This is a genomic window from Burkholderia sp. Bp9031 (assembly GCF_003857965.1).
Classification (GTDB): Bacteria; Pseudomonadota; Gammaproteobacteria; order Burkholderiales; family Burkholderiaceae; genus Burkholderia; species Burkholderia ambifaria_A.
The window spans coordinates 277,996-295,730 of sequence record NZ_QTPW01000004.1 but is presented as its reverse complement, the minus strand read 5'-3'; the positions used below and the strand labels follow the sequence as shown (position 1 = coordinate 295,730).

Here is a 17,735-nt window from a genome sequence, read left to right as displayed (position 1 = left end):
ATACGATTTTTGCGTCGCGGAGCAGGTTCTGTAACGTTCATCATAGCCCTGGGGAAACCACATGAAATCTAGCCTTCTTTCACTTTTCATTGCTGCAGTCGTTGCGGCTCCTTCGATAGCGTCCGCATCGGTTGCGTATGCACCCGACGAACCGGGATCTTCCGTCGTTGCCCGGAAACATAAGGATCCTGCTGTTGTTGCTTCACGCAAGAAAGCGAAAGCCACCGATCGGGCTCTAGCAAAGCGCGTGCGGAAAAGTTTCGAGCAGGATCATGCGCTAGATTCTGCGCGCATCGTGGTGTTTGCCAAAGGCGGCGCGGTGACGTTGACCGGTGAGACCGCAGACGACGCGCAGATCCAGCTCGCAGAAAAGCGCGCGATTGCGGTACCTGGCGTGACATCGGTGAGCAATCGACTGGCGCTTACCGAAGGCGGCAGCTGAGCGTTGTGCCAACCTGATGCCGACGAGAACTCGGGGTATTGACGGCTAGGATGGCCGTTGCGCTCGACCGCAACGGCCTGGATGAGCAATGTCAGGCACACGGTGCGCTTTTCGAATTGGCTGCACGGATCGACAACTGAACACGGCAAGAGCGACCATCAGATAGCTAGCGGTCGGGTCGACATCTCGGGAGTTTCCTTGATGCGAAGCGCCAGGCGACGCTCCCACGGTTGTCTCAGGTTCTGATGCTCGATCCGTGGAAAACGACTATCCACGGGGTACGTGACCGATCGCATACGGCTGTACTTGGGAACGTCATTTCGGCAGTTGGAACTTCTTGGAGAGGCAGACGAATGAAGCGCGTTCGCGTCCTTGAGAGAAGCAACGATGTAAACTCCTTGCGCCTGGAAGTTGAGACGCAATCGCTTCCCGAGACGAATGATTCGGAATGCATTGTCGAAATTGTAAGTGCCGGTGTTGATCCAAGCGACGTGAACGCGTTGCTCGGCCTCATGCAAGACGCGGTGTGGCCGCGCACACCAGGTCGCGACTATGCCGGTCGAGTAATCGATGGGCCGCCGGCGCTTGTCGGAAGATCGGTGTGGGGCAGCGGTGGCGATCTTGGAATCCGGCGTGACGGCACGCACGCGCGCTATCTTGCAGTTCCGCTCCATAGCGTACGCGAAAAGCCGGCTAACTTGACGTTGGACGAAGCCGGGACAGTTGGTGTGCCGTTTGTTACGGCATTCGAGGGTTTCCGGCGAGCTGGTGGGGTCAATAAGGGGGATGTGGTGCTGGTCCTCGGTGCCAACGGAATTGTCGGACAAGCGGCGATTCAACTCGCGACGATGGCGGGTGCCATCACGGTAGGTGCCGAGCGTGCGGCGCTGGCCTACCTTGGCCATGCGAACAACAAGATACGTATGATCGATGCGTCTTCGAGCAATTTCGATGCGATGGTGCGTGATGTCACACATGGACATGGTGCGGACATCGTATTCAATGCGATCGGAAGTCCGTACTTCGAGCAAGCCAATATGGCGATGGCGGCCGGTGGCGCACAGATCTTCATTGCGACGACCGAGGGGACGGTGCCGTTCGATATATCCACGTTCTATCGTGACCAGCACAGCTATGTTGGAGCCAACACGCTCGGTCTCGATGCACGAAAAAGTGCGGTCATCCTGGACAAGCTGCTTCCCGCATTTGAGCGTGGCGCGTTGAGACCTTTTCCGATTCACGACGATTACATGTTTGACCTCGATGACGCGGTGCGCGCGTATCGGACTGCATGTGCCGGCGCAGCTTATCGGACGCTGCTAAAACCCTGAGCGTTGTCCTCGAATCGCGCGTTATCGCGGTACATCCCCAATCCGCATTTCAGATGAGCCGCATGCGGTTGCCACTTGCAGGGCTGTTGTGTCGAGGCGCTACAGGTCTGTCTGTCGGCGAACCGATCGGTTTGCAATTGGCTTACGGTCGACGATGGCGTGTCCGACGGTACTCGAAGATCAATGCCCAATTGCCGGACCATCTTCCTCGTCCAGTCGATTCGTTTCATTCTCCAAGAACGATTCAGGCAGATTCAGGAGTCTCGTTATGGAATCCCCTAATCTGTGAGTGTCAATTTCTATGACTCGCGGGACATGGTGACAAAGGCGTGCGATTAATCGCCACCGCTGATCAAGGACGACTGCCAATGGGAAAGCAAGTGCCAATACTGGAGCAACAGACGAATTCACCGTGGCCGGTTACATCACTGGTCATCAACGGGCAGCGCACTGAACTTCGCGCTCCCCCTGACATGCCGCTCCTGTGGGCGTTGCGCGAGATCGTCGGTTTGTGCGGTACGAAATTCGGCTGCGGCATCGGACAATGCGGTGCCTGCACGGTGCATCTGGACGGAAATCCGGTGCGCTCGTGCGTTCTGCCGGTGTCTGACGTCAACGGGCCAGTGACGACAATCGAAGCAATCGGTAAAACCGATATCGGCAAGCGGGTCCAGGCAGCCTGGCTCAAGCTTGAAGTAGTCCAGTGCGGTTACTGCCAGTCCGGGCAGGTCATGTCGGCTGCTGCCCTGCTGATGCGCGACCCCCATCCCGACGATGCGGCCATCGACGCAGCGATGTCAGGAAATCTGTGCCGATGCTGTACGTACCCGCGCATTCGCGCAGCAATCAAGGTGGCAACATGAAAACGTATGGGCCCGTTGACGAAGCTACCTTACCTGACATCGCACGCCGTCGGTTCTTGACTGCAGGCGCGTTGCTGGTCGGTTTTTCCCTTGCAGCGCCGGCGCGTGCGTTTATGAGAGAACCGGATCTTGCTGCGGTCGGTGCCCTCGACGCGTCGGGTACGGGTTTCGATGGTTTTGTCCCAAATGGTTTCATTCGCATCGGTGTCGACGGGCGAATCGTGCTTGTGGTACCGAGCGTCGAAATGGGGCAGGGTATCGCTACCGGCGAGGCGATGATGCTGGCCGAGGAACTCGAGGTGGAACTCGACCAGGTCGAGGTCGTGATGGCGCCCGCCGATGCTCATGCCTATACTCAGTCGCTCCTGAAAGCACAGGCCACAGGGGGCTCAACATCGGTTCGGGCTTATTTCGGTCCGCTAAGAAGTGCCGGTGCGGCCGCGCGCACAATGTTGGTAGGGGCCGCGGCCGAGCGGTGGCATGTTCCTGCAACGGAATGTTCCGTATCGCGCGCGATCATCACCCACGATCCGACCGGGCGAACGCTGTCTTTTGGAGCAGTCGCGTCGGCCGCACGCCGGCAGCCAATGCCGACGCGTGTCGCGTTGAAGCCACCTTCACGTTTCCGACTCATCGGCAAATCAACCAAGCGGGTCGATACGCCGGCCAAGGTTAACGGGACCGCTACGTTCGGGATCGACGTACACGTCGCAGGAATGCGCGTTGCAGCACTGGTGATGAGTCCGACCATCGGCGGTAAGGTCCACCGCGTCGACGACCGGGCCGCTCGGGCAATGCCAGGCGTGATTGACGTGTTGCGAATTGACGATGCCGTAGCTGTGGTCGGTGAAAACTATTGGATAGCGCGTCGTGCGCTGGCGCAATTGCAGGTCGAATGGGAAGCCGGGCGCAATGCGGCGCTGACCTCGAGCGCGCTCGCGAACCAGCTACGAGATGCGCGGGGTACACCTGTACTCGGCAAGCAGGTCGGCGAGCCGGAACGTAAGTTGAATGAGGCCAGCATTCACCGGATCGATTCCGTTTATACGCTGCCATACTTGGCGCATGCAGCACTCGAACCGATCAACACGACGGTTCACGTGCGGCCAGACGGGTGCGATATCTGGGTTGGCACGCAGGTGCCGCAGACAGCACGTATTGTTGCTGCACAGATCACCGGTCTATCGATGGAGCAGGTCGTTGTTCGCAATCACCTGATTGGTGGCGGATTTGGCCGCCGACTGGCTGTCGATACGATTGAGCAAGCGGTGCGTTTTGCGCGCCAAGTCACCTATCCGCTCAAGGTGATCTGGACGCGTGAACAGGATATCCAGCACGATCGCTTTCGTCCTGCGTATCACGACACCATCTCCGCGACGCTCGGAGCGGACGGTATGCCGGCAGCTTGGATACACCGCACGAGATGCTCGACCGTCCGTCCATACTACGATCGCAAGCCTTGGCCACAGGGTCAACTCGATCATGATGCCGTGGCCGGTGCGGCAGACCTGCCTTATGAAATTGCCGCGATGCGCTCCGATTGGGTGAGGCAGGATGGGCCTGTCGCACTGAATTGGTGGCGCGGGGTCGGGGAGACTCATAACGTATTTGTTGTCGAATCCTTTTTGGACGAGCTCGCGCATGCCGCGAAACGCGATCCGATCGAATACCGCTGCGCGCTCCTGCGCCAAAACCCCCGTTCGCTAGCCGTGCTCGATCGAGCGGCAAAGGCTGCCGGTTGGGGAGACCCGCTACCACCACGCTGCGGCCGAGGTGTCTCACTGCATGACAGTTTCGGCACGCACGCTGCATTCGTGGTGGAGATCGAGGTGGATCCACAAGGAGATATTCGGTTGCGGCGAGCTACGGCGGTCGTTGACTGTGGCATCGCGGTCAATCCTGACAGCGTTGTGGCGCAGGTCCAGGGTGGCGTGTTGTTCGGGCTCTCGGCTGCACTCTATAACGCGATCACGATAGAAAATGGTGTGGTTCAGCAGAGCAACTTCCATGACTATCGACAGATCCGCATGAACGAAGTGCCTCCATTCGAGGTAATCGTCATGCCGAGCGAGGAGTCGCCGGGCGGACTCGGTGAAGTCGGAACGGTCTCGGCTGCCCCGGCGTTAGCGAATGCCATATTCGCAGCGACCGGGGTGCGCCAGCGCAGTCTGCCCATCAACAGGCTGGCGTTGGCGATCAAAGGGGAAAATCGACGTCCACCATCGATTTCTGCATTCGACGGGAGACGCGCATGATGCTCCGTCGAAAAGAATGGGTGGTCGCGATCGCCCTGGGGAGTGCGGCGTTTGCCGGCATGGCGTCGGTGTTTTTCTGGCCGCATCGCCTTGAGCCAGTCTCGACTAGTACGGCGCTGCCACGAGGCGATGCGTTAATAGCTCGAGGCCGTTATCTTGCTACCGCTGCAGACTGTGCTGCATGTCACACGGTACCGAACGGTCGGCCGTTCGCGGGCGGTACGAGCTTCAAGCTCCCATTCGGCAAAATATACGCACCCAATATAACGCCGGACAGAACCTACGGAATCGGAGCGTGGAGCGACGCGGAGTTCGTACGAGCCTTGCGCGAAGGCGTGGGGCGGCATGGCGAAGATCTCTATCCTGCGTTCCCCTATACGTCGTATGCAAAGCTCTCCAATGATGACGCATTGGCGATCCGAGCGTTTCTCGCAACGATGGAGCCGGTCCATACGCAGGCACCTTCGAATGACCTCGCCTTCCCTTTTGATCAGCGTCGATTGATGCGGGCCTGGAAGTTACTTTTCTTCGATAACAAGGTATTCACTCCCGATCCGACGCGTAGCATCTCCTGGAACCGTGGAAACTATCTCGTCAATGGCCTTGCCCATTGCGGGGAATGTCACACACCGCGAAATATGTTGTTCGCCACGAAGACCGCGGAAATGTTGTCGGGTGGTGTCGTGGATGGTTGGAAAGCGTGGAACATTACTTCTGATCCCGACACCGGAATCGGTGGATGGAGCGATTCGGATCTCGTCGAGTATTTGTCAAGTGGATATGCGGTCGGCCATGGCGCGGCGTCGGGCAGTATGCGAGAGGCGGTCGAGATGAGCCTTGGTCGACTACCACGGCGCGACATTGAGGATATGGTGACATACCTGCGGACCGTCCCGTCACGGCGTAGCGATCCGGAGGCGGCCATTGCCGTGGCATCGTCAACACTCGCGCGATCGGGGCGATGGATAACCGCATCTGGCGGTGACGGTGTCGGCAAGCGCATATTCGAATCTGCCTGCGTGAGTTGCCATGGTTACGATGGAAATGGGCAGCAAATGAAGCGTGCCAGTCTAGCCGGGGCCCATGCCCTGAGTGACCCGGCCGGCGACAACCTCATAGGCTTGCTGCTCGATGGGTCGCACAGCCGCGACGACGCCCCTTCCACGTCAATGCCTGCGTTCGGTGCCGCTTACAGTGATGTCGAGATTGCTGCAGTCGCAAACTACACGATCGCTCAATTCAGCGGAAAGAGAGGGCAAGTTACGCCAGATCGAGTGGCGGAATTCCGAAAATAAAGCAGATTGATAGGTATTCGGTTGCGATCCAAAAATATCAACCTGTTATGCAGTCGAATATTCTTCGTTTTTTAGAAGATGGTCGCTGGTTGATGGGTTATCGATCTGTGCAAAAATTATTTTTCGCTAAAGAAAGCATGTCAACTGAAAGGTTGGTCGCGATTTTTCATCAATTCGAACCAGTTTGTATTCGACAAGTTCGTCAGTGAATTAATAAAGATTAAGTTGTTTTTGATTGGGTTGAGTTATCTAATTGGCAGGTAAGTTATCGAATGGATGGTGCGCCCGAAGTTGGTCGTGCCCGCATGTCTGGACAACCAGTCGCCGAAGGAGCTTCCAACGTGAAAATGCCTGTTGTCGATTCGTCTGTTATCGATCGTCGCGCCACGATTGCGGAAGACTTGCGAGAGATCGTTGGAGAAGAATGGGTGCTAGACAGCGAGGCGGAGCGACGCCCGTATGAGTGCGATGGTCTGACCGCTTACACTGCATTGCCCTTACTTGTAGTTCTCCCCGTTACGACGGAGCAGATTAGCCGAATCCTCGCGTACTGCCACGCCGCGCGCATCAAGGTCGTGCCTCGAGGATCGGGTACGTCGCTGTCTGGCGGCGCGTTGCCGCTTGAGGACGGCATCTTGCTCGGCACGGCACGCATGAACCGTATCGTCGATATCGATGCCGCAAATCGTGTCGCGCGTGTTCAGCCTGGTGTGCAGAACATCCGGGTGACCGAGGCAGTTCGTTCGCTTGGCCTCTGCTACATGCCGGACCCATCCAGCCAGGCGATTTCGACGATCGGGGGAAACGTCGCCGAGAACTCGGGAGGGGTGCATTGCCTGAAATATGGTGTCACGTCGAATCACGTTACCGGCATGGAAATCGTGTTGATGACGGGCGAAGTGCTCAGGCTGGGCGGTGCGTTTGTTGGTGGCGCGGACGGCGAGTTCGACCTGTGCGGCGCATTGATCGGCTCCGAAGGTCTGCTGGCCGTCGTTACTGAAATTGCGGTGCGGTTGACTCCCGAACCGCCGCTAGCGCGCGTCATGTCACTGGGTTTCGCCGATGTCGCCCACGCGAGCCGTTGTGTCGGCGACATCATTGGGAGCGGCATCGTGCCGGCCGGACTCGAATTCGTCGACCGCAGGGTAATTGGAGCGGTGGCGTCGTTGCTCGGTGAAATGCCGTCCTCCGGTGTCGAGGCGTTGTTGCTGTGCGAACTGGATGGTACCGAAAGCGAGGTGGATGCGCTGGTCGAGGAGGTCGAGCGCATCGCCCGCAACGCCGGTGCTGTTGACCTGAAGGTCAGCCGGACAGAAGCTGAACGCGAACGTCTGTGGCGTGCCCGCAAGCTTGCATTCGGTGCGATGGGAAAGGTCGCGCGGGATGTCTACGTGACGGACGGGACGATTCCCCGCCGCCGACTCGCGGAGATATTGAATCGGATTGAGGAGTTGTCGAAACGGCATGGGCTCGAGTACGCGAACTGCTTTCATGCGGGCGATGGCAACTTGCATCCGATGGTGTTGTTCGATGCTGCCATTCCAGGTGATCTCGAGAAGGCAGAAGCATTCGGCGCGGATATTCTTCGAGCCTGCGTCGATCTCGGTGGTGTGCTGAGCGGTGAACATGGCATTGGTGTCGAAAAGCGTGATTTGCTGCATTACCAGTTCGACCCGAACGACATTGCACAGCAGCAGCGGCTCAAGTGTGCATTCGATCCGAATGAGTTGCTCAACCCCGGCAAGGTGTTCCCGACAGCCTGCCGTTGCGTCGAATTAGGCCGCACCCGTATGCGCGACGGCAACGTGCGCTTTGCCGATGTTCCCCGCTTTTAGGATATGCAAATGGTACCGACCGACAATCGCCTAATACTAGATAGAATCTGCCCGCGTGATGCGGAAGATCTAGTCGACATCGTCGCCGACGCGGATAGTCATGGCCGCTCCTTTGAGATCGTCGGAGGCGGGACAAAACGCGGATTCGGCGAACCGATGAGCGCCGACGCGCTGTTGGATTTGTCTGCAGTTTCCGGGATCGATTTCTACGAACCCGAGGAACTTGTGATCAAAGTGCGCGCTGGCACGCCGATCGAGGTGGTGCATGAGGCTCTGGCCGCGCACCGGCAACAGCTTGCGTTCGAGCCCCCGGATTACGGCGCGTTGTTTGGTGAACAGGCGGGACGCAGCACGATCGGCGGTATTGTCGCCAGCAATCTTTCCGGACCGCGCCGCGTATCTTCGGGTGGGGTGCGCGACGCGGTGCTTGGCGTGGAGGGTGTGAACGGTCGAGGAGAGGCTTTCAAGGCAGGCGGGCGTACCGTCAAGAATGTGGCCGGCTACGATTTGCCTCGGCTGATGGCAGGTTCGTTCGGAACGCTGGCTGTGCTGACGACTGTCACCTTGAAACTGCAACCGGCATGGTCGGACGAGATCACTTTGCTGATCGACGGGATCGACGACGAGACGGCGATCGAACTGTTGACCGATGCGCTGCAGTTGCCTTTCGACGTTAGTGCCGCAGCTCATATCGGCGGCGCGCGTCGTGAGGCGCAGACCACAGCTTTAAGGCTTGAAGGTTTCGGTGTGTCGTTGGCGGCACGTGCGAAGGAGCTCACGAAGCATCTGGGGCGATCCTTCACTGTTCAATCGATAGGCACCAACGCGAGTCGTGGATTTTGGCGCGCGTTGCGCAATCTGCAGGTGTTCGCTGACGACCCTAACGCATGCATATGGCGCCTCATGCTACCTGGCACGCAAGCGGCGGGAATCGTCGAATCAATGGGGGGCGACGCGATCTACGATTGGGGCGGCAGCCTTGTGTTCCTGCGAACCGACGGGGCAGATGTTGAAGTCCAAGCGGAGCCGCTCAGGCGCGCTGTTGATGCAGTAGGCGGGCGTGCTTGTTTGTTGCGAGCGCCTGCGATGCTGCGGCGCACGGTCGGCGCGTTTCATCGTCGTCCGGCAGCGCTGCGCGCACTCGGTGAACGTGTGCGCGGGATCTTCGATCCGAATCGAGTGCTTAATCCTGGCCGGCTCGTACCTTTCGATACGGGAGTGGCGTGACATGAGAACCCGCATTCGCGACACCGTACTAATCGACCCTGATATCGCGCTGTCGAACGACATCATCCGCAGTTGCGTACATTGCGGCACTTGCCTTTCGCACTGCCCAACCTATCAAGTTCGCCACGACGAGAACGACAGCCCGCGTGGGCGCATCGTCTTGATGAGGAACATGTATGAGTCGGGCGGCGCCCCGGACCCGAAGACGGTCGAGCACCTCGATCGCTGCCTGACTTGTCTCGCGTGCGAGGCGATCTGTCCGTCCGACGTACAGTATTCGAAGTTGATCACACATGGCCGCGAGTACGTTGAGAACCATTATCGCCGGCCGCTCGTGCAGCGGGCGACCCGCCGCGCACTGGCCGGACTGATTCCGAGGCGCGGAATGTTTCGTGCCGCACTGGCTGTCGGTCGGCTGTTCTGGCCGCTGCGGTCGGTGTTCGGCGGCACGCCGCGCGCGATGCTGGAGATGACTCCTCGCAAGCAACTCCCGAAGGCAAGCCCAGTCGACCGACCGCAGGTGTTTCCCGCGCAAGGGCCGCGGCGTGCGCGCGTGAGTTTGCTGAATGGTTGTGTGCAAACTGTACTGGATCCTGCCATCAACGAAGCGACGATCAGGCTGTTGCAGCGGCACGGTGTCGAAGTCGTTATCGCGCGAGGTGCTGGGTGCTGTGGGGCACCGGCCGAGCACATGGGGCATGAAGCGCAGGCACTGCAGTTGGCAAAGTCGAATATCGATGCGTGGTTGCGTGAGGCCGACGGGCCGGAGGGGCTCGACGCCATCATCGTCAACACGTCTGGATGCGGTACGTCGCTCAAGGCTTACGGTCATGCATTGCGGCTTGATCCTGCGTGGAAGGATAAGGCGGCGCGCATCAGCGCACTTGCCAGGGACATTTCGGAGTTCATGACGCAGATCGGACTTCGGACGCCAGTTATTGTGCCTGGGTTTCGAGTTGTCTATCACGCGGCGTGTTCGATGCAACACGGCCAGCGGATAGTGCATCAGCCGATCGATTTGCTGAATGCCGCGGGGTTCGACGTCGTCCAACCGTCGGACAACTTCATGTGCTGCGGGTCGGCCGGTGTTTACAACCTGCTGCAACCCGAGATCGCGGACGAGTTGAAGCGGCGCAAGGTCGCGGCGATCAGTGCAACAGGCGCCACAATTGCAGCGAGCGGCAACATCGGTTGCATGACCCAGCTTGCTGATGCGATCAGCATGCCTTTCGTGCATACAGTGCAGTTGCTCGACTGGGCGACTGGTGGGCCGTTGCCCGGAGCATTGCAAGACATCATCAAGACGCGCGGCTCGTACCACGCCGAATAGCGATGTCTCGACATGCCGGGGATGCGGGGCACACCGTCGGCTGCGCTGGTGATATGCCTAGAGACGATTTTGACGAGGTAACCGACATCTTCTCAGATGTCGAATAAGGAGCATGCTATGCGATTTGCTGCGTATGAAAAGTACGGTTTTCGTGGTTTGGCCGTCGAACGAAATGGGGAATGGTTCGGCCCATCAGCCGAGGATTCGGACGCTCCCAGGGATCTGGACACGATGCTGGCGCAGGGTGCCGATCTTGTCGAGGCAGCTGATCGCCTCGCGCGCGGAACGCGAATCGATCTCGACTCGGTGCGTCTGCTGCCGCCATTCAAGCATCCAAACAAGATCTTGTGCGTGGGGCTGAACTACCTTGACCACTCGAACGAAACAGGTTTTACGAAGCAGACATATCCGACTGTATTCGCCCGGTTTACGTCGAGCCTGATTGGACACGGCGAACCAATAACGCTGCCGACGCAATCCACTCAACTCGATTACGAGGGCGAGCTGGCAGCAGTGATCGGGAAAGGCGGCCGCGGAATCTCGCGTGAGCGGGCACTCGATCACGTAGCTGGCTATTCAATCTTCAACGATGCGACGCTGCGTGACTATCAGTTCCGTACGCCGCAGTGGACGATGGGCAAGAACTTCGATGGAACAGGGGCATTCGGGCCGTGGTTCGTCACTGCGGATGAATTGCCGGCAGGCTGTGATGGATTACGGATCCAGACACGCCTGAACGGGGAAGTCGTCCAGGACGCGTCGACGTCCGACATGATATTTGATGTTGCGACGCTGGTCGCATTGTTGAGCGACGTGATGACGCTACAACCCGGCGATGTAATCGTCACCGGGACGCCGGCCGGGATCGGGATGGCACGAGATCCTCAGCTCTGGATGAAGTCTGGTGACGTATGCGAAGTCGCAATTGAACGGCTTGGCGTGTTGCGAAACCCGGTTGCATCGGCTGCCGGCACTCACAACTGATCGAACGTGTCGAGCATGCCCTGTGTAGATTGACTGTCGCCGCATCATACGCATGATCGGATTCCGACTGCGTGTGAGCGGCGATGCCAGCGCTCTGGAAGTGGCGTCTGCTGGTTTTCTACGTGGCGCGTTCACCCAAGTTCTTCGAAGGGCGTCTCTGGCACCTGTATCGCCCGGCCGCCGGATTCAGCCCCGCTGCCCCTGAAGCGTCGGAATTAACGCTGTCATTGGGAGCGCATGTAGCAATTTTCGCGATCCCGTGTGTGACCCGACGGTATCGATGACGGTATCTCTGCAATGGCCGTTATCGAGATGTGCGGTCTTCGTGGATCTTCAATGAAAACAAGCCTTGATTTTCCGGTGCGGCCTCTCCAGTGCCGGCAACAGCCGGCCGGATTCTCCGGTATCTTTGACGGTATTGACGAAGGCGTGCCTGTTAGTGTCCAACGCATTGCGGGAGAAATCTCATGTGGGCGCGTGACGTGATGACAACCTCGGTCATTTTCGCTACTCCGGAGATGGGCGTGCAGGAAGCAGCCAAACTGCTCGCCGAGCACTCAATTAGCGCGTTTCCGGTGGTAGATGCAGATGGCAGGCTGCTTTGCATCGTGAGAGAAGGTACCCGTCCCGACTTCACCGCTCATGATGTGCCTACTCCCTTCGGGTGGCCGTCGCCCAATTGGCAAGTGCTACAAGAACCAGAGCGATCCCGCCGCTTGATAGGCGATACCAGACTTCGCTATCGGCAGACTGATCCACTGGACCAGCCGCTCAAATCTCTAGTTGGGACGCGTCGAGACCGTTTCAGTCGTTAAATGTAGCGACGAGAAGGTGTCCCAAACACGCGCACAAATCGGAGAGAACGGTGCGGATGATAGGGAACCTTATCACTACGCCACGATCGTCCTTTCAAACGGAGGTTCCGCACAACGCGTGGCCGGCGGCTGTCACCGCTCCAGGGAATTGACACTGGTCTTCGCGAAGCCGGGCTCGGTTAGAACTTTATAGATAGCGTCAAGCAGCATGGCCGGTTTACCGACAACCATCTTGGCCGGTCGACCGGGTGATTGTCGGTGGTTATTCGGCCATGTTTGTCGCTCCTTCCTGGTGGTTGTCGCTGGATGATTGTCGGCGCCGGCTGGTCTGTTTGTCGCTGGCCGTGCGACGGCGGTAGCTTTCGACGTTCATCTCGAAGATCGTCGAATGATGGACGAGCCGGTCGATCGCGGCGACGGTCATGCCGGGATCCGGAAACACGTCGTTCCAGCCCGAAAACGGCTGGTTGGCCGTAATCAGAAGGCTGCGGCGCTCGTATCTTTCGGCGATCAGTTCGAACAGCACGCTGGTTTCGGCCTGGTCCTTGCGGGCGTACGACAGGTCGTCCAGGATGATCAGGTCGAAGCGGTCGAGCTTGGCGAGCGCTGACGGCAATTGCAGGCTCTGACGCGCAGCCTGCAGCTTCTGCACGATCTCACTGGTCCGTGTGGCCAGCACGCGGTAGCCAGCGTCGATCAGCGCGTGTCCGATGGCAGCCGCAAGGTGACTCTTGCCGACCCCAGGCGGGCCGAACAGGAGCACGGTGGCGCCTTTCTCGAGCCACGAATCGCCGGTAGCCAGTGCCATCACGTGGGCTTTGGAGACCATTGGCACCATGCCGAAGTCGAAGGTGGCCAGTGTCTTGGTCGGATCCAGATGGGACTCGGCACGGTGCCGCTCAATGCGCCGCTTGGCGCGCTCGGCGAGTTCGTGCTCAAGCAGTGCGCCGAGCAGTCGCGTGGCCTGCCAGCCTTCCTTGTCGGAGCGCTGGGCAAACTCGGGCCACAGGCGAGCGATGGTCGGCAGGCGCAATTCATTGAGCATCAGGGCCAGACGGCCGGCATCGTAAGCGGGCGTAGTCATGCTGCCACCTGCTTGCCCAGCAGCGCGTCATAGCAGCTGGCAGGCGGAATCTCGACATGGACCACCGGGCAGTCGACCTGGCGCGGCGCAAATTCCTCGCGCAACGCCTTCAGATCCGGCAAGCTGCCGTCGACCAGCAATGCGTTCAGGCGTGCGGCCAGCACGGCTTCGACGCCATCCAGCGCGGCAATCTCAAGCAGTCCGACCATGGTCCTGCACGCGTCGCGTTGCGTCAGTCGACCGAGACTGGCGAAGTGACATCTTTACTTCATAAACGGTGACGACTTTATTTTGGTCTACGGTTGCCCGAACTGTCGCAGCAACTCGAAGCCTCTCCCTCCGGGCCAATGGCTATGAAGGTCGAAACCAGCGGCAAACTTTCTCACGTGTGTCAGGCGCATGTGACTTGCATAAATGAACTAAATGGCGTACTGTGGAAGGGCCGTGGAGGGAAACTGCGTTGGACAGCATGGATCGAGACGTACTGGAAACTGCCGTCATGTGGCATCGCTCTGGGCGCGCGGTGATGCTCGGCACGGTTCTGAAGACGTGGGGCTCGGCGCCTCGCCCGATCGGCGCGATGGTCGCGCTGCGTGACGATGGTGCCGTGAAGGGTTCCGTATCGGGCGGGTGTCTCGAGGACGATCTGATCGAGCGCGTGTGGCGCGTCGGATTTTCGGGCTCGACGCCGACCGTTGTAACCTATGGCCTCTCGGCAGGCGACGCGCATCGCTTCGGTCTTCCGTGCGGCGGCACGCTGATGATTCTCGTGGAACCGGTCCGGATATCGTCGCGCCTGGACGAGGTGCTGGAATGGGTCAGGCGTGGCCGGGCTGTGATCCGCAACGTGAACGCCAATACCGGCGAAGCCGACGTGACGCCGACCGATTCGGCAGCCCCGACCTCGTTCGACGGCGTGTCGTTGCGCGCATGTTACGGGCCCAGCCATCGCCTCCTGATCATCGGTTCGGGGCAACTGTCCGAATATGTTGCGCGCATGGCAGTGGCGCTGGGCTATCACGTCATCGTTTGCGACCCGCGTCAAGAATATCTCAGGGAATGGTCCGTGGCTCATACCGAAGTATTTCGCGAAATGCCCGACGACCTGATCGAGCGAGTCGGTCTGGATCCGAACACGGCCGTGGTGGCGTTGACGCACGATCCGAAGATCGACGACCTTGCGTTGATCGAGGCGCTCAAATCTCCGGCGTTCTACGTGGGAGCGGTCGGCTCGCGTGCGAATAACGCGAAGCGTCGGGAACGGCTCAAGCTGTTTGACTTGACCGATACGCAGGTTGCAGCGCTTCATGGTCCGATCGGGCTTCACATCGGAGCCAGGACGCCGCCGGAGATTGCGGTGGCGATCATGGCAGAGATGACTTCGCACCGTTACGGCGTGCCGGTCGTGCAGTCGCACACGCTTCGCGATGCGCCATCGGTGCCGCAACGGATCGAATAGGGGCACGCGCACCTGTGTTGCGTTGCGCGAATGGCAGATGAAATTTTTTCGATAAACTTATGGTTAAACCCGCCATGCTCGAATCGTCGAGCCACAGCGCGTCGGATGCACGTTTTGCATCAATCGAGCGCTATTCGTCGGTTGCGAGAACCGTCGAGATATTGTCGGATGCGTGGGGATTTCTGGTGCTGCGGGAGTGCTTTTTCGGCGTCAGGCGATTCGAGCAGTTCCAAAGCATCCTGCAGGTGCCGCGTACCACGCTGATGGAGCGGCTCAAGAAATTCACGACCCTGGGCATACTGAAGAAACAGCTTCCGTCGACGGGCGGTGCCCGCCACGAGTACCGTTTCACGGAGCAAGGCCGCGACCTGTACGCGACGATGATCGCGCTGCTCGCCTTCGGCGACCGTTGGCTTGCGGGGGGCGCGCAGCCTCCGTTGAAGCTCATTCACAAGACTTGCAAATGCGATTGCGCACCGCGCGTCGTGTGCTCGCACTGCCACGCCGGCATTGACCCGAGGTCCGTCCACTATCGCGACGGGCCGGGGGCGGGTGGCGAGGAGCGTAGCGTCGAACGCAAGCGCTCGCGCCGGAATTCGGACGTGAGCGTTCTCGAGCGCATTCGCCCATGCTCGGTCGCGCGAACGTTGCAGATCATCGGTGACCGCTGGAGTTTCCTCGTGATCCGGGAATTCTTTTACGGTGTTCGACGCTTCGACGAGTTTCAGTCGCGCCTGGGTATCGCTACCAACATCCTGTCGGACCGACTGCAGCGACTCGTCGAGCAGGGTATCGCGGAGAAGCGGCTGTATCAGGAGAAGCCGAAGCGTTACGAGTACCGGCTGACCGAAATAGGCCGCGACTTGTATGGGCCGCTGCTGGTGATGATGGCCTGGGGTGACAAGTGGCTGTCTGGGGGAAAAGCACCGTTGAAACTCCGGCACCGAGAGTGTGACCACGATTTTCATGCAATCGTCGTATGCGACAAATGCGGCACCGAACTCGATCCGCGTGAAATGTCATACGTGCTGCGGTATGCGTTGCCGGTAGAGCTCGACGTCGCCTGACTCGCGCTTCTTGGTGCCGCGTGGCGCCCGAGCGCGCGTACGGCGGCAGTTCGATTCATCAGGATGGCGGCGGCTGTCTTCTCGCCCGGTGGGCCTGGCGGCCGGCTGGGTGTCTCGTTCAAATCGCGCCGGCGGACCGCGCGCGTGCCGATTTGCCTCGTCATCTCCTTTTTCCCCTTCCTCATGGTTTGGTGCGCCGGATCGACTGCACGTGTCGCCACGTGCATCCAGTCGCCCGCGCGGACTTGCCGCATCCCGATTCGACCTCTCAGCGGACGTTAACCGTGTAGGCATGTCCGGTACGCAACAACTGGGAACGTATCGGAAATGCAAGCGATATCTACGTTCGCGATTTCATATTGGAACGGCTGCGCTCCCCACGAAAGCGACGGCCGAATCCGCGCGGAATGCTTCAATAAATCGGTAAATCACGGCTAGATAGCCGCGCGGCGTCTACATGACAAGTTGTCGAACAAGGGACTTGCAAATCAGAATTTCACTCGCTATAGTCCACTTATGCAAGTTAGTTTGTCGTCACGACGTCGTCGTCGATTCAGTGATTCCGTGATCAGTAGAGGAGCAAAATTGAACGCATTTGAGTTTCAGTCGAACAGGTCTACGATCGTCGAGGCTAGCGCCTCGGCCCGACTTGGGGAAATCGTCGGCCGGCTGGGTTGTCGCGCGGTCTTTCTCGTGACCGATCGCGGCATCGTCGATAACGGTCTGCTGAAACCGGCTCTTGAAAGCCTCGAGGCAGCCGGCACGGCCGTTACGGTGCATGCGGACGTGCAGGCCGATCCGCCGGCTCACGTTGTGAACAGTGCGGCCGATGCGGCGGTGTCCGCCCGGGCCGACTGCGTGGTCGGTATCGGCGGCGGCAGCTCACTCGACGTCGCGAAACTGGTGGCGCTTCTCGCGCACCGGACGGAAAAGCTCGACGACGTCTACGGCGTGGGCGTCGCGAAGGGGCCGCGGCTCCCGCTGGTATTGCTGCCTACGACTGCGGGAACGGGATCCGAGGTCACGCCGATTTCTATCGTGACGACCGGAGACGGAGAAAAGAAGGGCGTTGTCTCGCCCGTTCTGCTGCCGGACGTCGCCGTGCTCGATGCGGATCTGACGTTGAGCCTGCCGCCCGCCGTCACGGCGGCGACGGGCATCGACGCGATGGTTCATGCGATCGAGGCGTACACCAGCAAGCGCCTGAAGAATCCGGTCTCCGATTGCCTCGCGAAGGAAGCGCTTCGCTTGCTCGGCGCCAACATCGGCGAGGCTTGTGCCAACGGCACCAATCGCGACGCACGCCAGGCAATGCTGCTCGGCGCAATGCTGGCCGGCCTGGCGTTCGCCAATGCGCCCGTAGCAGGGGTGCACGCGCTGGCCTATCCGGTGGGCGCACGCTTTCATGTTCCGCACGGGCTGTCGAACTCGCTCGTTCTGCCGGCGGTCATGCGTTTCAACCTCGATGCGGCGGCCGACCGGTATGCGGAGCTTGCCGCCGTTCTGATGCCCGACGTCACGGGAAATACCGGTGCGCGTGCGAATGCACTGGTCGAGCGGCTGACTGCACTGCCGAAGGCGCTCGGCTTGCCGACGCGGTTGTCGGACGTCGGTATCAGCCGCGGCGATATCGCGACACTGGCGGAGGACGCGATGCGTCAAACCCGTCTGCTCGTGAACAACCCGCGCGAGATTTCCCTTCAGGATGCGGCTGCGCTCTACGAGGAGGTTCTGTGACTCAGAAAAAA

At 59.6% G+C, this 17,735-nt stretch carries 14 protein-coding genes and 1 pseudogene; 13 read left to right on the top strand and 2 right to left on the bottom strand.

The genetic code is table 11. From position 1 onward, the window contains the following. Positions 1–61 precede the first annotated feature (61 nt). From DIE15_RS08015 to DIE15_RS37550, 10 genes are all read left to right on the top strand, one after another. A complete protein-coding gene (locus DIE15_RS08015; protein WP_124832867.1) occupies positions 62–442 on the top strand; it encodes a BON domain-containing protein in 381 nt (126 codons plus the stop codon). Positions 443–795: 353 nt separating this feature from the next. Then, positions 796–1,773 (top strand): zinc-binding alcohol dehydrogenase family protein, encoded by a 978-nt coding sequence (locus DIE15_RS08010; RefSeq protein ID WP_124832866.1) that lies wholly within the window; start codon positions 796–798, stop codon positions 1,771–1,773. Between the two features lie 368 nt (positions 1,774–2,141). Then, entirely contained in the window at positions 2,142–2,636 is a 495-nt protein-coding gene (locus tag DIE15_RS08005) for a (2Fe-2S)-binding protein (protein WP_124832865.1), read from the top strand. Then, the gene (locus DIE15_RS08000) at positions 2,588–4,891 is read left to right on the top strand and encodes a molybdopterin cofactor-binding domain-containing protein (protein WP_260428201.1); all 2,304 of its coding nucleotides are present in this window, start codon (positions 2,588–2,590) and stop codon (positions 4,889–4,891) included. Before DIE15_RS08005 ends, DIE15_RS08000 begins: the two co-directional genes overlap by 49 nt. Then, positions 4,888–6,186, top strand: a complete 1,299-nt coding sequence (locus DIE15_RS07995; RefSeq protein ID WP_260428200.1) for a c-type cytochrome — start codon at positions 4,888–4,890, stop codon at positions 6,184–6,186. Before DIE15_RS08000 ends, DIE15_RS07995 begins: the two co-directional genes overlap by 4 nt. Positions 6,187–6,533: 347 nt before the next feature. Further along, positions 6,534–8,021, top strand: a complete 1,488-nt coding sequence (locus DIE15_RS07990; RefSeq protein WP_185734392.1) for an FAD-linked oxidase C-terminal domain-containing protein — start codon at positions 6,534–6,536, stop codon at positions 8,019–8,021. Between the two features lie 9 nt (positions 8,022–8,030). Next, positions 8,031–9,248, top strand: a complete 1,218-nt coding sequence (locus tag DIE15_RS07985; protein ID WP_185734386.1) for an FAD-binding protein — start codon at positions 8,031–8,033, stop codon at positions 9,246–9,248. A 1-nt stretch (position 9,249) separates the two neighbouring features. Continuing rightward, positions 9,250–10,578, top strand: a complete 1,329-nt coding sequence (gene glcF, locus DIE15_RS07980) for a glycolate oxidase subunit GlcF (protein WP_124832862.1) — start codon at positions 9,250–9,252, stop codon at positions 10,576–10,578. A 117-nt stretch (positions 10,579–10,695) separates the two neighbouring features. Continuing rightward, entirely contained in the window at positions 10,696–11,562 is an 867-nt protein-coding gene (locus tag DIE15_RS07975) for a fumarylacetoacetate hydrolase family protein (RefSeq protein WP_124832861.1), read from the top strand. Between the two features lie 467 nt (positions 11,563–12,029). Then, positions 12,030–12,377: a CBS domain-containing protein gene (locus DIE15_RS37550; protein WP_311771968.1), complete on the top strand. Its 348-nt coding sequence runs from the start codon at positions 12,030–12,032 to the stop codon at positions 12,375–12,377. Between the two features lie 262 nt (positions 12,378–12,639). Here DIE15_RS37550 and istB read toward each other — a convergent pair whose 3' ends face one another. Continuing rightward, positions 12,640–13,461: an IS21-like element helper ATPase IstB gene (gene istB, locus DIE15_RS07965; RefSeq protein WP_124832860.1), complete on the bottom strand. Its 822-nt coding sequence runs from the start codon at positions 13,459–13,461 to the stop codon at positions 12,640–12,642. Further along, a pseudogene (locus DIE15_RS07960) lies at positions 13,458–13,700 on the bottom strand (IS21 family transposase); the annotation flags it as partial. The pseudogene DIE15_RS07960 and the gene istB, both read right to left, overlap by 4 nt. A gap of 230 nt (positions 13,701–13,930) precedes the next feature. Here DIE15_RS07960 and DIE15_RS07955 point away from each other — a divergent pair. From DIE15_RS07955 to DIE15_RS07945, 3 genes are all read left to right on the top strand, one after another. Further along, positions 13,931–14,920 carry an XdhC family protein gene (locus DIE15_RS07955; RefSeq protein WP_260428209.1) on the top strand — a complete coding sequence of 330 codons (990 nt, stop codon included), beginning with the start codon at positions 13,931–13,933 and terminating at the stop codon, positions 14,918–14,920. 59 nt (positions 14,921–14,979) lie between these two features. Continuing rightward, a complete protein-coding gene (locus DIE15_RS38015; RefSeq protein ID WP_124832858.1) occupies positions 14,980–15,987 on the top strand; it encodes a helix-turn-helix domain-containing protein in 1,008 nt (335 codons plus the stop codon). A gap of 585 nt (positions 15,988–16,572) precedes the next feature. Next, a complete protein-coding gene (locus DIE15_RS07945; RefSeq protein ID WP_124832857.1) occupies positions 16,573–17,724 on the top strand; it encodes an iron-containing alcohol dehydrogenase in 1,152 nt (383 codons plus the stop codon). The last annotated feature ends 11 nt before the right edge of the window (positions 17,725–17,735 follow it).

What these genes read in the sequence shown, in the direction of transcription:
- DIE15_RS08010 (WP_124832866.1), top strand. Translation starts at nt 796, where the DNA reads ATGAAGCGCGTTCGCGTCCTTGAGAGAAGCAACGATGTAAACTCCTTG.
- DIE15_RS07955 (WP_260428209.1), top strand. Translation starts at nt 13,931, where the DNA reads ATGGATCGAGACGTACTGGAAACTGCCGTCATGTGGCATCGCTCTGGG.
- DIE15_RS07975 (WP_124832861.1), top strand. Translation starts at nt 10,696, where the DNA reads ATGCGATTTGCTGCGTATGAAAAGTACGGTTTTCGTGGTTTGGCCGTC.
- glcF (WP_124832862.1), top strand. Translation starts at nt 9,250, where the DNA reads ATGAGAACCCGCATTCGCGACACCGTACTAATCGACCCTGATATCGCG.
- DIE15_RS08015 (WP_124832867.1), top strand. Translation starts at nt 62, where the DNA reads ATGAAATCTAGCCTTCTTTCACTTTTCATTGCTGCAGTCGTTGCGGCT.
- DIE15_RS07995 (WP_260428200.1), top strand. Translation starts at nt 4,888, where the DNA reads ATGATGCTCCGTCGAAAAGAATGGGTGGTCGCGATCGCCCTGGGGAGT.
- DIE15_RS07990 (WP_185734392.1), top strand. Translation starts at nt 6,534, where the DNA reads ATGCCTGTTGTCGATTCGTCTGTTATCGATCGTCGCGCCACGATTGCG.
- DIE15_RS07985 (WP_185734386.1), top strand. Translation starts at nt 8,031, where the DNA reads ATGGTACCGACCGACAATCGCCTAATACTAGATAGAATCTGCCCGCGT.
- DIE15_RS08005 (WP_124832865.1), top strand. Translation starts at nt 2,142, where the DNA reads ATGGGAAAGCAAGTGCCAATACTGGAGCAACAGACGAATTCACCGTGG.
- DIE15_RS37550 (WP_311771968.1), top strand. Translation starts at nt 12,030, where the DNA reads ATGTGGGCGCGTGACGTGATGACAACCTCGGTCATTTTCGCTACTCCG.
- DIE15_RS38015 (WP_124832858.1), top strand. Translation starts at nt 14,980, where the DNA reads ATGGTTAAACCCGCCATGCTCGAATCGTCGAGCCACAGCGCGTCGGAT.
- istB (WP_124832860.1), bottom strand. Translation starts at nt 13,461, where the DNA reads ATGACTACGCCCGCTTACGATGCCGGCCGTCTGGCCCTGATGCTCAAT.
- DIE15_RS08000 (WP_260428201.1), top strand. Translation starts at nt 2,588, where the DNA reads ATGCTGTACGTACCCGCGCATTCGCGCAGCAATCAAGGTGGCAACATG.